This is a genomic window from Saprospiraceae bacterium (assembly GCA_016714025.1).
Lineage (GTDB): Bacteria > Bacteroidota > Bacteroidia > Chitinophagales > Saprospiraceae > Vicinibacter.
The window spans coordinates 1607711-1622932 of sequence record JADJOB010000002.1 but is presented as its reverse complement, the minus strand read 5'-3'; the positions used below and the strand labels follow the sequence as shown (position 1 = coordinate 1622932).

Sequence of the window (15222 nt, the reverse complement as noted above, 5' to 3'; positions counted from 1 at the left end):
TACTGACCACTAATTTGAGCGGGAGACGAGACTCGAACCCGCGACCCCGACCTTGGCAAGGTCGTGCTCTACCAACTGAGCTACTCCCGCAAATAATTTGGGTTTTGGGGAATTCTTCTGTTTGATTTAGAAAAATTGACAAAACCTGGGTATCTGCCAGCTATTTCATTAAATAGGATGGCTATTTTTTTAGGGACTGCAAATATACAATTTCAGGGAATTCCTACTAGTGAATTTGTAAATATATTCTGCAAAATTATCTTACATACTATATTTATTTAATATATATTATTTTGATTATTAATTATTTATTCTTAATATTATGAATGCTTGCCCTTTTAATTTTTTCTAAATACGCTAAAATCAGCCCAAAATGTGGTTTCTTGTTTGATTGGTAACTCAAAAGCACTATTTCTATTCTAGACGGATGGGGCTTGTATAACCAGAACAGGATTTATTTATTAACTTGTATAGCTATTCTAGGACAAGACACTGACCACTGACCACTGAATGCTTACTACTAGATCCTGGCACGATACTCCGTAGATACTCCGTACATATCCCGTACATACTCCCAGGATACTTGCATGTAATAGCGTCAAACACCGAGAAAGCACGGAAAATGACGGAAAATGTGCAATAAAACAGCAATTTTCAAACTAAAGTACATTCGATAAAATCCTACAATGTTGTGATTTTAAAATACTGCAATCCCTTCGCTGGGCGTAGGCTGAGCCTACAGTTCAGTAGTCAGCTGTTAGGAGAAAGATAAAATCAAATCGTATGATGCATTTTGAATGTCCTGATTTTTATATTTTTTATAAATTTTACTTTTTATTCTGCATTTCTGAATACTGACCACTGAATTAAAGCTGGGCGTAGGCTGCGCCTACGTCCTAAACTTGAATCAAAAATAAATCTAGTAAATTTCAATTGTAAAGGGGACATGCATAGGTTGAACCTATAGAGGAATAAAACATGCTTGGCACAAAAAGTTGTCTTCAATTGAAGATACGATTATCAAAGGGCTTTGTTCTTTTGCATTCGCTCAAAAGAACCAAAAAGCTTGTTCGAAATGAAGGCGTTATTGCTTTACGCAGGCTTCAGCTCAAATTTTTCTCACGCTTTTGGTAGTTATACAATTTCGTCAGTTTTACAACTAATAGAATACTTAGTTTAACTTGGCTCTGAAAAATTTTCGCCGCACGCTGCATTTCGAACGTCCTGAATTTATTTAATCTTTTTTTGAATTTTACTCCTTATTCTGCATCTGAATACTGACCTCTAACTACTGACCACTAATTTTTGCTGGGCATAGGATTGTAAATCTTTTTAATTGTAGAATTGCAGCATAGATATATTCCAGAATTTTAGCTGACCCCGAAGCTCTGACAACTGATCCTGTAGATACTACAATAGTTTTGGGAAATCTTATTAATCAAGCACTACAAACTTGCCACTCTGCCATTGTGCTTGGGCTGTCTGAATTGAATAAACATAAACTCCTGAACGCAATTCATTTAATGAAAATGTCTGCCCTGAATAATTTCCAACAAAATTAAAAAGTCTGGCCCCATTAATTGATTGAATTCGGATCTCACAATTCTGATTTATCAAGGACTGATCTATTTGCAAGGTTTTGTTTAAATTATCAAACCATACCGGATCATATAGATTTAATTTGGTATCATCATTTGCTAAAATTATGGCTCCATCTTGAATTCTATATTCAACACATATATCGGGAATATCATAAAAAATTAAATTAGTTCCTGAAATATAAAATGCCTCTCTATTCATTGTAGTACAAGAAGGAGATCCTGATTGCATCATGCATATAAAATGATTTGTAGGAATTAACTCCTCATATTCCAATGTTAAAAAAGGAACATTTTTGATCAATTGCGTATTTTCGTTAGCGGTAGAAGTAGACCAAAGAAATCTTACATTCTTAGGACAAATCTCATTATATACTTTTCTCCTAAAGTCTAACACATTTGAATACGCGGTATCAAAAATGACATAATCTGAATTGTGGTTGATTCCGAATTGCATACCTGCAATTTGATAGTCTTGCGTTGGTACTACATCACAATAAATTTTTTGATTTTCAAATCTCAATTTGAATTCCAGTTTAAAATCTTGTCTTTGTCCATGAAGTATACCCAAGACTAAAATAGAAATAAACGAAAGTACAATAGCTTTCATACGGGTGGATTTAAGGTGATTAGATAACCAAATTTAAATAAATCTATACCTGAAATCCAAATTTTTAATCACTTATTTAAAAATTCTAATATTTAATTTTATCCGAGACACTCAGCGGGACATAGGTGTTGTCAAGTATTCAGCAATTAGGGGTCAGGGGTCAAAATTGCAGGAAACTAACTGTTAACTGTTGACCAAAAGCCCTAATGTTGATTCAAAAATTAATCAAATAAATTTCAATTGAAAAGGGAGGTGCGCATTGGTTGAATCTATGGAGTGATGAAATAATTTGAAGCAAAAATATTCTACAATCTAAAACATGCATTTTTTTTATAGGCTAAGCCTATTTGATGATCACTTTTTATTTTAAGCTTAACTTAATTTTATCTACGATTGAAAATTAGGACTTAGGCTAAGCCTACGCCCAGCGAAGGAAGGTAAAAAACAGATACCTTCAATTGATGACACGGATAATAAGGGGCTTTGTTCTTTTGCATTCGCTCAAAAGAACCAAAAAGCTTGTTCGAAATGAAGGCGTTCTTGCTTTACGCAGGCTTCAGCTCAAATTTTTCTCACGCTTTTGGTAGTTATACAATTTCACCAGTTTTACAACTAATAGAATACTTAGTTTAACTTGGCTCTGAAAAATTTTCGCCGCACGCTGCATTTCGAACGTCCTGAATTTATTTTTTCTTTATTTGAACTTATTTCTAACCCGCAATTTTGACTACTGACTCCTTATTGCTGACTACTGAGATTGTAGAATTGTAGCATCCTAGTATTGCAGAATTTTATTGGAATTTCATCCATTAAAAATGCAACCACTTAAAACAACTTACTGCCTGACTGGATTCAATTCTTAAATAATATAAACCTGGTGAAAAAGTCCTGAAATTTACTGGAATCACTTCATCCGATTTACACAATAAACTATTCCATACAACCTGACCGGATGAATTTAAAAGTTCAATGGTAGCTTCTGTGGGTCGATTAAATTGTATCGCGATATACCCAAGGTCATTTACTGGATTTGGGGTTATGCTAAGTTTTTGAATTAGATTGGTTTCCTCTTGCGCACTTGGAAATTTTACAGTAAAATTTGAACTGCAGCTTTTATTGGCTTCACAACTGCTTTTTACCTCAAAAGTAACCTGGGTCGTACCGCCTGTACTTGGCGGTGCACCGGAATTGTTATTAGAAAAAATGGGATTGCAACCTCCCGTAAAACTGGCTGATTGCAACCAAGCTGAAAATTTGGTGTCGATCGCAGCTTGGGTTTGTCCCGCTGCTTCTTCCCGATCTTGCGGACAGCTTAATACAACCGGTGGGGCATCAGTCACAGAAAATGTCGCATTACATGTTTTGGGCGGTTCACAACTACTCGAGAGTATAAATTGGACTGTTTTGGATCCTCCGCAAAAAGAGGGCGCTCCGCTGTTGTCATTGCTTAAACTGGCATCACAGCCTCCTGAATACGTAACCGTTCGCAACCACCTTGAAAAATTCGTATCAATTTCTATTTGGGTTTGACAAGCCAATTCTACCTGATTCGTTGGGCAATTTAATACTGCCGCAGGAGCAGCTGTCACACTAAATACAGCCGAACAAGTCACCGTTGGATCACAGGTGCTGGTTGCAGTAAAAGTTACCACTGCAACTCCTCCACATGCTGGCGGAGCGCCGGAATTATTATTGAATAAATTAACGTTGCAACCTCCCGTAAAACTTACCGAACTCAACCAATTGGAAAATTTAGTATTAATTGCAGATTGGGTTTGGCAAGCCGATTCATTTTGGTTTGTTGGACAGTTAAGTATCAGGTCTGCTCCATTTTTTTTAAGGGGGTTTCTAATATCCAGATTTCTGCTAAATACAACTGGATTTAAAACCAAATTTGCAAGGAGCATTGCAATCACAAAAGCCAATGAATGTATTGCTTTCATAACAGAATATTTAATGCAAATTAAAAAATTATTTGGAATTTTAAAAAACTTTAACCTTCCAAAGATATTTTACATAAATGCCATTCCAAAAAAAAAAAAAAATCTGATACTGCAATAAACTGAATTAGTTTCTAATTAAAGCAAAGCGGATCCATTTCTGAACGTTGGCAGTTTGAATCAACAAATAATAAATCTGGCTACTTAAATGACCCACAGCAATCCCATTGCTTAAATCCATTTCTAGCCTTGTATAGGTATTCCTCAATGGGTCATAGAGTAATAGGTTCGAATGATCCGGTATTTGACTTAAGTAAATAAAATCTGCGGCTGGATTCGGATACGCATGTACCTCTTTTAAAGCTCCTGAAGGATCTACAGCTACCAGCTCAGATAGATTTAACACGAAACTTGAATCCTTAATACAACCACTGATCGTTTCAAGTCCCAAATGAATATGCAACTCAGTTTGGCTTAGCTGATGTAAAACTTCATTTAAAACGAGGTAGTTATTTTGAATTTTAAAATAATTATTGTCTATACCCAATGTATCATTTATAAAATGATAGCTTGCCTCCAAAGTATCTTGCAAACTATTATTTACCCATAATTGACATACTGTATCGCCTGGATTTGCAAACTTGTAAACATCCGATGTACTTAAATGAACTTGCAAGGGTTCAGCAGTCGATTCAAATACAAAGGGATGCTCGTCATTTCCAACATTGCTGTTTTCTGTAAAAATAAAAGTTTGAGCAACATCAATGATTTTATTTCGAGATGCATCATACAATTTAAAACTTACTGAATTTCCGGTAAATATACTGTCGTATATAACCATATAAGCGTAATTCCGATTGTTTAATAATCCATCAAATCGTTGCACTCCTCGTAATTCGCCTCCAATAAATGCAGCTACCAAATCATTTTCATCTATAGATTCCATGCACTCAATTACAGCTACACCTGTTAAGGTCATCGTATACTCATACAGTGCAGGATCAAAATTCCAGTTTGGTTGGGATTGACTGTTTTTTGTGATTGCCACTAAGGCAATCACAAAAAACAGTTTAGTCCAAATTTTTGTATGTAACATACAATGGCTTAATGCGTTTTAAATATAGCTTGCGACTTTTGCTTATCCGCAGTAATTAATTCGAAAATATAACCTGAAGGAACTAAATCCAATTTTGATAAATCAATTTGCTTATGATTATATCCTCTGTTCAATTCAATTTGTTTTACTAACAACACCTTCCCTTGAAGATTGCTGATTTTAATAATTGCTGCTGGATCTTCATTTGTTGCATTGTATTCCATATTGATTAAATCATCAAAAACATGCGGATAAACAATGAATCGTTCCTTGTTTTCTTCAGTCGATAATTTTTCACAAATTGCTTTTGGTATTTCTATCAGATAAGGAAAATCGATACTGCCTAAGGCATCATTTGCCTTGAATGGAAGTTTCACATCCAATTTATAACTGACATCCGTTTTCTTGTCTATCAAATACGCATCCAATGATTCGTCCTGATCTCCTGCAATGGTTATAAATCCATAATCTTTATCATACAATTGCTCGAACGGAGCCTTGCCTCTCCAATTTCCTTTTACATCTTTAAATCCAATGCCGTATTGACCCGATTTAAATGATTCGGTACATGGATTGATGGCTTCTGAAATAACTGTCATGTTTGAAAAATAAGCACTGTGGTCAACTTCCCAATAGGCTTCTTCTCCAGTGCGGACTGTTAGATCTGTCAGGTTTTCAAACATACCTGCTAAAGGAAAATAGAATGACTTTGCTCCAGTCGATTTGTACATATACCCTTCACCAGGAATCATGGTTTTTAAACTTCCCACCCAACCTAAAGCAGGACCATTGTAAACTGCAAAACTGGTTTTGCTTTTGATGATATCAGCAAGTGATGGATTTAGATTTCCAAGTGCTTGTGTAACGGATTGCTGTCGGATCGAAATAAAGCCAACCCAGGTCCAACCATTTGACAAACTAATTAATTTTAAAGTCGGATTGGTAACGGTGCCTTTTAATATCAATGTATCAGAAACCGATTTAAACAATTTATACATAGACTCCGGTCGGATACCATATGGCGTTCCACCTGAAACCAATGAGCCCGTCCAAAGCGTCCCGTTGTAATTAGCAAATGCATCACGGTTTTTAATTTGATCTCCAGTCATAGCAACCGAAGCAAGAATTGCATTTAAATCAGTTGGTATTGGATTGGTTAAAAAGAAACTTAGCCAATTCCATCCCTTCTTAATTGGAATTTCGTAAGAAACATTAGCTCCTGTTGCAAATATTTTAGGATCAATTAAAGTCCCAACTAAAGTATTCACTTCAAATGTCAGGTTTGCTGGGATCACCGTGACGTCTGAGTAAATGCGTCCACCACTTGCATCCCACACTCTAAAAGATAAGGCCTCACCGGTCGTTGCATTGCTATAAATATTCATAAAAACTCGATACCCATCAATTTGTGGTACATATTCAACATTTGCCAGGCCACGAATTTGTTGACCTACATACACAACTAATTTATCATTGACATCTACAGAAAATATACCATTAATTTTTAACTGTCCAATGATACTCATGTTGTGTTCAAAGCCGGAAGGATCAAATTTCCAATCCGGTTCTTTTGCATTTACTTTTAAATCAATGGCTAGTTTTTCCTTGTAATTAAAATCTGTCAATAAACTCACGTTTACATTGTATTGTCCTAAATTAATCAATGGATCAATTTTGAATGTTATCGGCAATGAACTGTTTGGATTGATGGTACCTGAAGTTGGTGAAACGGTCAACCAGGCCGGTATATCCACAATATCAAATTTCTTAACTGATCCCCCCCTGTTGAAAATAGCAGATGCAAAATCCAAATTTTCTCCTTTTGTAATGGTAAACTTTAATAGTTGGTCTTGCCATACGACTTGATTTTTGTCAATGTATGCAATCCAGGTTACTGGCGACTCCATTACGTTACCATGTAAATCCTGGATGCCTTCCACAGTAATATCCAGCGTTACGTTTTCAATAATTTCCGGAGAAGTTGTTGGCGTTAATATAATCTGATCATTATTAACTGAATAAGTAAATGCAATTTTTTGAACAGGACGTTGAATTTTGATAGTAGGTGTCATTCCATTTAAGGAAGCTCCATTTTGTGGTGAAACTAAATGCTTGACCGTTGCCTGATCAATAAAAGTTTGAGTCAACAAAGGAATACCCGTTGGATCCAATGAATAGGCTTCAAATGGTAAATACAACTCCAAACCCAATTCATCGCCTTTCATGCGGTTTTGCTTATCGCGTTTTATTTGCTCGGTAGTACGGGCCAAATTCCAAAATCTGAATTCATCCAATTGGCCTTTAAAATAATTTCCAATGGTTTCAGTTTGTGCTATGGTATAACCTCTTGCGGCCAAATACATATTAGCACCACTCAATTGCCTGAAATTAATTGCTTGTGTTGCTAATTCAAATTCTCCATCAACAAAAGTTGATAAATTTCCACTACGCTGCAAGACCATTGCAAAATGATGCCAACTGCCATCAAAATAATTTTTAGTAGTAGCAACAAAATCCAATCCATTGTGCTTGATGTGTATGATTCCGGAAGCATCTTTATCAATGTTCCAGGAAATCAAAGAATCTGATTGCAATCCGGTACTGGTACCATTTGAAAATAAAGTGGCTGCACCCGCTTGATTTGATTTAAACCAAAACTCTAGCGTACAATCCATTTCATCCGTGATTGCAATATTTCCTGTATTCAATTTTAAATGGGCATTTGCTGGTGTAAAATCGCAGGCAAAACCATTTGGACTTATTTGCCAGGTTGGCCCTATGATCGTTGCATCCCGGCGTTTCAAATGTTCAACTGCTGTAGTTCCACTTGCTTCATCCATTCTCCAATTAAATAACAAGCCTGCTTCTGTTCCCGTAAGCAATTTTGATTTGTATAACGAGAATTGTGCTAAACTTCTCGGTGTACTCCAAATACGAAGTTCATGAATGTTGCCTTTAAAAAATTGATTGTTTGTTACACTATTTTTACCAATGATCATTGGGGATGAACCGATATAATCGGGTAAAATGCTCGTAGCACCGTTGTTGATAACAGTTGCTGTAGTCATATCATCTGCCAGATACATGGTAGCCGTCTCATTTTTAAAATTGTAACTCAAAGCTATATAATGCCACTTGGTATCCGTAAATGCAGTTGTCGAAGTGACTGTAGTGTTGTTGATAGTAAAAACCAATTTATTATTGGCATCAAAGCTTAGTGAAATTCGCTCGTTACCATCTACCCCTTGAGAAAGGATCACCTGTTGTCCTAATCCATCCCGTTTGATCGATAACTCTATGGTAAAGTCTCTTGAATCTAAAGGAACTCCTCCTAAGATCGAAAGACAATCATTGATTCCATCAAAATACAAAGAGGTCGTATGATCTACATCAGTTCCATTTATTACTCCTCGAATATCAAAATTAAACGCCGGATTGATGGCTCCCAGGTTTACCGGTTCATTAAACTTGATCGAAATTTCATCATTGGGTGATAAGATGCCATCTGCAGGAGATGGCGCACCAAATGCATGCGGATTAATCCGATCAATTACTCCTGAATGTGTTTCAGAAACTTTTTCCGCGAGTGCACAATTTGAAACAACCCGCAGATCGTAATCTCCATCCGGCAATTGTGCTACATCCCAGTCATACAAAGTAAATGGTTGATTTTGCGGAATGGGTTTTGCATTTGGATCTCCTAATCCTGTTGTATCCTTATAAAATGTTTCCAATCCAATCCAATTTGGTGAACTGGATGGTTTATAATCAAATCGCAAATTTTCAAGATCAAAGAAGTTGATGTTATAATCTACAATTGCAACCGGCATGGTATCATGGAATGACTTATTTAACACCCATTGATCTTCAGGATACGCCAGACTTGTTTTTGAACAAGATGGTAAAAAGTGAGCAGATAGATAAACAGAATCTACAATATCCGTATTAAATCCAGCACCCCCTGTATATTGGCATTGTGAATGAATGGTAACTAAAATATTGTCATAGTCATAAACTGCTCCAGGTCCTTTTCTAATAGTAAGAACTTTGTTTATTGAAGTACCGCCTGGGATAATCACATTTTGAGAAGGAAATCCTTCAATGGCTACGATGGCACCAAATGGATTGGTAGCTCCTACCACGTCCACCGTAAATCCATTTATAAAACCAATCTCTGATTCATTGCCTAATGTAAGATTAAATACGGCTGGTTCATCCACCGGAATATTGGTTTGAATGGTTGGACTGGCACTGATGGAGGGCTTGTCAATCTGTAAAGTTCTTTCACTTATGATGGTCCCTGGATTGTAATAAATTGTTTTTGTTTCAGGCTCATGCGGACAAGAAGTGGCACCTCCAGCTTTATTTTTGAAAATAGGACCCCATCCTAAAATAGATGGAAATACATCTACAGAATAATAATCTCCGATATCCGGATCATCCAATTTATAAGTTACAGTTTCTGAACTATCTTCATCATGTGTCCAGTCTCTGCCACTTGTAAATTTCATTTCAATACCTTTTTCAAAACCAACTCCGTTGTTGCTGATTTTTCCTTTTACTTCCAACAATAAATTGGCTGTTGTAGCATATTCAACAGATTGAGTGTATGAACTTGCTGTTTGGTGACTCATGGATGATGTGATGGATGTACCCCCAGTTAAAGTATAATTAGTAGGAGAACCTAAACTTGCAAACTTATCTTCTATCCGTTGTTTTAATGCCAGATATGTTTCAAATTCCTCAAAAATTTCTGCCAGCGCTATTCCTGTACCCGTAGTGATCGCAAAGGTTGCATATCCTGCAAATGCGGTTCCTGGAACCGGAATGGCAATCAATCCATATGCGATCACAATGCCTCCTAATCCATTTGCAACGATCAATGAATAATAGGCTGCCTTAACATCTTTGTATTCTTCATCCAGATTATCTAGTTCAATTTGTTTTAAACTGTCAATTGCAGTTTGGTTTTTTATATTGACTTTCTCCCATTCATTCAATCGAATGGCTTCAGTCCATAAACGTATTTGATTATTGATCAATCTCACAGAATCTCCACCCAAACTATCAATCATATTGATCGCATTGTACTTGTAACTTGGACCATCCAAATCTGCAAAATCTCCAGTAAAAGGAGTTTGGGTAGAAGCCATTACTCCAAATGATTTGTCATCATTATTTTTTCCATAATTCGCATCACCAATTGGTAATTTACTTAAATATTTAGGATTGGTTTGCAGCATTAAATTGCGCAAGACTTGCAAATTTGGAATGGTGAAATTTTTAATATCGTATTCATTAAAAATAAATTGTGTCTGGTAACCGCCTGGGACTACAGACAATCCGTATTTTTTAGCAAAAGAAAATGCACCACCAGGTTGAGAAGAACCACCACCAATACATTGTACATCTGTGCAAAGTCCGTCCGGAATAATTGCCAATTCTTCTGCAACTCCAAATTGCAGATTTTTTGATTTGCCTATATACAAATCACTATTAGCTCCAGGTGAAATTACAGTTCCTCCATAGGTTGACCATTCACGGGTATTCGTCGTAACCACAGATTGTGTACCATTATTTCCTCCTCCAATTTCTGCTTTAAATCCTGCAGATACATTGGATTCAACATCTGTTTCCAACAATACTCCAAATCCTGCAGTAAATTTTGCTCCAACATAGATATAATCTTTAGTATGAACCGCTGCACCTAAATTCCATTTCCAGGAGGTCATTTCAGATTTAGTTGTTCCAATAGATCGTGTTGCTGTACTTGCAGACCCTGGAGGATCTCTCAAAATGTATTCAGGAACTTGAGGCCCAAAGGTCACAAACTGAGCACCATTCGATTGTGTTCCTAATAAATAACCATGAAACGTTGCATCTCCACCTGTAGGAATCATTCCAACTGGAACCGGTAACCATGGAATTGAAGTACCCCCACTGGTAATTAAATTTATTTCAAATTTTCGCGTATAACTGTATTCAGGAATGGATAAATTTTCAATAAAATTGGGTATGCCTGGTTTAAAAGAATAGATCAAAGTTTTTAAACTATCTAAAGTATTCACTTCAGATAAATCCAATTCAACTTTAGGTAGATGAGACAATTCATTATCAAATTTAAGTGTTCCGTCCGTGGTTGGCACACTGTCAATTTTATTTGGTAACATATCAAAGTTGGTATAAGATTCGTACACTTTGATCAAACATCTGTATTGGAAATTTTCATCTCCCTGATGAAAAACAGGCCAACGAAATGGATCTGTACGCAAATTGCGGGTCGTAGTAACCATGGTTACATTGTTGGTGTGCGTATATACTGAATCCCCAATAAATGGACTTAAACCGTCCTTATCATACACTGCAATTTCCGGATTCACCCGATAGATATAATCAAGCTGCTTGTGAAATTGAATCGAATCAACACTTACTACCCCACCTTGTGTATTAAACACGGTATCATACTTTGTGGTAAGTATGGGTGTACCCGAAAGATCCAATAAACTTAATACACCAAAATTTATAGAAGGGTTATTGATAATTTGAACACTGGGTATATATTTTAATGGAGGAATAAATGTTACAAACTCACCCGTAAGTGGGTCTGTAATTATGGTATCCTTTGAGCATCCACCTCCTTGCTGAGAAGTTAAAATTATTTTTGCAATTCCAATGTTGTTTTTTGATTTTCCAAGTCCTGGAATTTTGGACGCTTCACGCAATCCCCCAACTACACGGCCTACCACTTTTATTAAAGTTGAATCCACGAAACTGATACCTGCCAGATCATCCTGAAAATTATATTTTCCAGTTGCTGGAAATCTATTAATGGAATAAACATGTCCCGGTTGTTCCGCCTGAATAAAATGTTCACCAATAGGTACCTGAACATCAAATGCTCCGGTTGGATCTGTTTTTGCTGCGGTTCCATTTACAATGAGTAAATCCCCATCTATTTTAATGAATGCATCTCCTACCCCACAAGTTGTATTTAGATAATTTAAAGTTCCTTGAACTCTAAATGAAGATTTATCTGTAAAGTTTATATTGTTGTGCACTGAAGCGCCATCTCCTATAAATAATGCCGTAGTGGAAGGATTAAATTCATGCGTTAGATAACTGGGAGTTAATACAAATACTTCACCGGCATTATTGTAAGGGATCACGATGGCATAATTACCCGATGCATCTGTATATCCTGCAGAGCTTAATTGTGATGTTGTCGGAACTGTATTTGACCAGGAAACAGAACCAGAAAAAATAGCATGGTTTTTATTAAATAAATTTCCATTTTTTGATCCATCATATGCCCAGGTTCCAATGCCTTCATTCATTCTTAAATAAAGTGCAAGTCCGGGCTCACCTCCTGAAATGATTCGGGCAAAATCCTGTGCTATCTTTTGCTTTGTCTTTGACATATTCCAGATTCGGAGTTCATCCAAATTCCCCATCAAACCATTCCCAATGGTTAGGTTGTTACTGGTTTCATTGATATCAACAGTTGGTAAAAAACTAGCAGGAACGGCTTGAGATGCCTTACGAACCCCATTGACAAATATTTGCAGGCTATCATTGGTCACCTGAGCTAAAATATGGCTGTAATTATTTATTGGAATATTTGAACTTGGAATATTTAAAGTTGAACTGGTTGCTGGACTTTCATAAATTACCAATCGATATTGATTGGATGCTTGAATAAATTTTAAACTGAAGCAATTTACTTTTTCAAAAACTGTAAAATTCGCTGCATAAGATGTGGGCCTGATCCAGGTTTCCAAAATTAAATCAGATCCAAGATTAAGTGTTGGACTATTCTGTATTACTAAATTACCACCTGAAAATAATAGACTCTTCCCGTTATTACCAGATGTATTTTCAGAAGAAATTTTAACGTCTTTTACAGCAATGCCACCCGAGTACGTGACTTGCCCGGTAACAGTTCCTGTTTTAGTACGAAATCCAATGGATTCAGAAGTATTGGAATACACTGTGGTTGCTTCACACAAACCTTCAGCTTGAATGCGGTATTCATACAATACACCTGCTTCTGAAAATTGATCTACATAAATGTTTGAACCACTATTTTCAGATGCCAATAACGAAAACGAATCCAGGCTTCCCAGAATTCTTCTATAAATTTTATGCTTATTAATAATATTTTCATTTCCATTCGTCCATTCCAATTGAATTTTATCTGTAAAATATCCTTTGGAAGCTTGCAACGCGTTAGCCCCATAAGTTTGCTCAAGCATTGGGGTTAACATAGCAGATGCAAACTTAGTTCCATTGCCACTTGGGTAGCAAGCTGATTTTGCCTTAATTTTATATTTATAAGTTACACACAAGTTGACATCTAAATCTGTGTACATGGTGGTATTGGCCGGGACTTCTATCAACAATGCAGCACCTCCGCCGGTAAAGGTTCGCTCCAAAATAAATCCAGATTCATTAGTCGAATTATCAACCCAATTGACTTTTATTTTGTTTGTGTCTGCCATTGCGGTTACTCCGGTTGGTTCATTAGGAATCCCAGCGGCATTACCTGGCGGACTGATTGTTCCTGAATAGGTAGTAGACCAATCACCACAGGTATTTTTTGCTATCAGTCTATAGTAATAATTTTGATTAGCAGTTACCGCAGCATCTAAATAGGATCTGCTTCCTCCATCAATTGTACTGGATAATATACTGAATCCGGAATTTGGCGCAGTACTTCGTTCTAATTGAAAATTAACAGGATTCGATCCGGGCCATTGCCATTGCACTAAAATTTTTCCATCGCATCGGTCAGTTGAGGCTGAAACATTTGTTGGAGGAGCTAATGGTCCTATCACCCTTCCGTCAACTGGCGGATCGGTATATCCAGAGTAATTATCTATATAATTATTTGGTTGAAACAGCGCTCTTACTTTATAAGAATAGGTCACTCCTTTAACCGCAGTAAAATCATCATAGTATCCATTTTTTCCACCATCTCCTAAAAAGTTATTATTCCTATAAACATAAACTCTCCAATCTCCACTTGGGCAAGGATTACTTGCAGGATTTGTCCAAGCTACCCTGACCTTCTCGCAATAATCATCAAAAGATGCAGACAGTGCAGTCGGTGCATTGATCGAAGTGGTTGCAGCAGTTTTTTCCCAATTTGAAATACTTACATCATTATCACCACCTCCACCATGCCAAAGACCATTGATCCGCATAGTAACATTGGTTCCCATTAAATCCGCAGGCAAATTGTAAATCCGGATCTTCATTTTAACCAGATCGTTATTACTAAACTCAACATAGAAATACGTCCAGGTCGTTGGACTATTTATATGATAAATGAAAGGGGTGCCGTCCGTATTGTCAGAACAACAATGACCATCAATATTATAATTATCATCATTCGCCCATGCTAGTACTTGTTCGAAATCGCCATTGGATTTTTTATAATATAAATACATCCATTCCATCCAATCATTTACGCCATCCTTATTGTAATAAAGTATATTTACTTCCATGTATCCATCGCAAGTATTGTAGGATACATCCCAGTCACCTGAACCAAATTCAGTTGCTTTCACTTCTGAATTCAAGAATAAGAAGCATAGTAAGTAAAAATAAAAGTTGGTTAGTAGTTTTTTCATACATATAATTTTTTGAAATGAATGTTTGACTTATTTGAATGAATTGATTTAGCCAGAATGCAATGTATCCATTGCATTGTTTTAGCTAATTGAGAATAGGATAGCCGAAAGCTTTTCAGCAACCCATGAACTGAAATAATAATTTTTGAATTTAAAATCGAAATTTCAAGTTGCTCTGTATTCAGAGCAGCTAGGTTTAGTGAGCGCATAAAATGCCCATCTAAAAGAAATGTTGAACAATTTCTTTGCTTCATCAGTTTTTGAGCCTGGTTTTGGGTTACAGGTCCCAGCTTCGATGCAAAGGAAAACTATTGTTACTTATTTAACAAATTTTATACTGCTTTTT

General features: G+C 36.3%; 4 protein-coding genes and 1 tRNA gene. All 5 read right to left on the bottom strand.

The window, feature by feature from the left end:
- Nucleotides 1-17: 17 nt before the first annotated feature.
- Nucleotides 18-90 (bottom strand) — tRNA-Gly (locus tag IPJ80_09670).
- 1344 nt (nucleotides 91-1434) lie between these two features.
- The gene (locus IPJ80_09665; GenBank protein MBK7913752.1) at nucleotides 1435-2208 is read right to left on the bottom strand and encodes a T9SS type A sorting domain-containing protein; all 774 of its coding nucleotides are present in this window, start codon (nucleotides 2206-2208) and stop codon (nucleotides 1435-1437) included.
- A gap of 809 nt (nucleotides 2209-3017) precedes the next feature.
- Nucleotides 3018-4151 carry a T9SS type A sorting domain-containing protein gene (locus tag IPJ80_09660; GenBank protein ID MBK7913751.1) on the bottom strand — a complete coding sequence of 378 codons (1134 nt, stop codon included), beginning with the start codon at nucleotides 4149-4151 and terminating at the stop codon, nucleotides 3018-3020.
- Between the two features lie 124 nt (nucleotides 4152-4275).
- Entirely contained in the window at nucleotides 4276-5244 is a 969-nt protein-coding gene (locus tag IPJ80_09655) for a hypothetical protein (protein MBK7913750.1), read from the bottom strand.
- Between the two features lie 8 nt (nucleotides 5245-5252).
- A complete protein-coding gene (locus tag IPJ80_09650; GenBank protein ID MBK7913749.1) occupies nucleotides 5253-14876 on the bottom strand; it encodes a LamG domain-containing protein in 9624 nt (3207 codons plus the stop codon).
- Between the last annotated feature and the right edge of the window lie 346 nt (nucleotides 14877-15222).

What these genes read in the sequence shown, in the direction of transcription:
- IPJ80_09665 (MBK7913752.1), bottom strand. Translation starts at nt 2,208, where the DNA reads ATGAAAGCTATTGTACTTTCGTTTATTTCTATTTTAGTCTTGGGTATA.
- IPJ80_09660 (MBK7913751.1), bottom strand. Translation starts at nt 4,151, where the DNA reads ATGAAAGCAATACATTCATTGGCTTTTGTGATTGCAATGCTCCTTGCA.
- IPJ80_09655 (MBK7913750.1), bottom strand. Translation starts at nt 5,244, where the DNA reads ATGTTACATACAAAAATTTGGACTAAACTGTTTTTTGTGATTGCCTTA.
- IPJ80_09650 (MBK7913749.1), bottom strand. Translation starts at nt 14,876, where the DNA reads ATGAAAAAACTACTAACCAACTTTTATTTTTACTTACTATGCTTCTTA.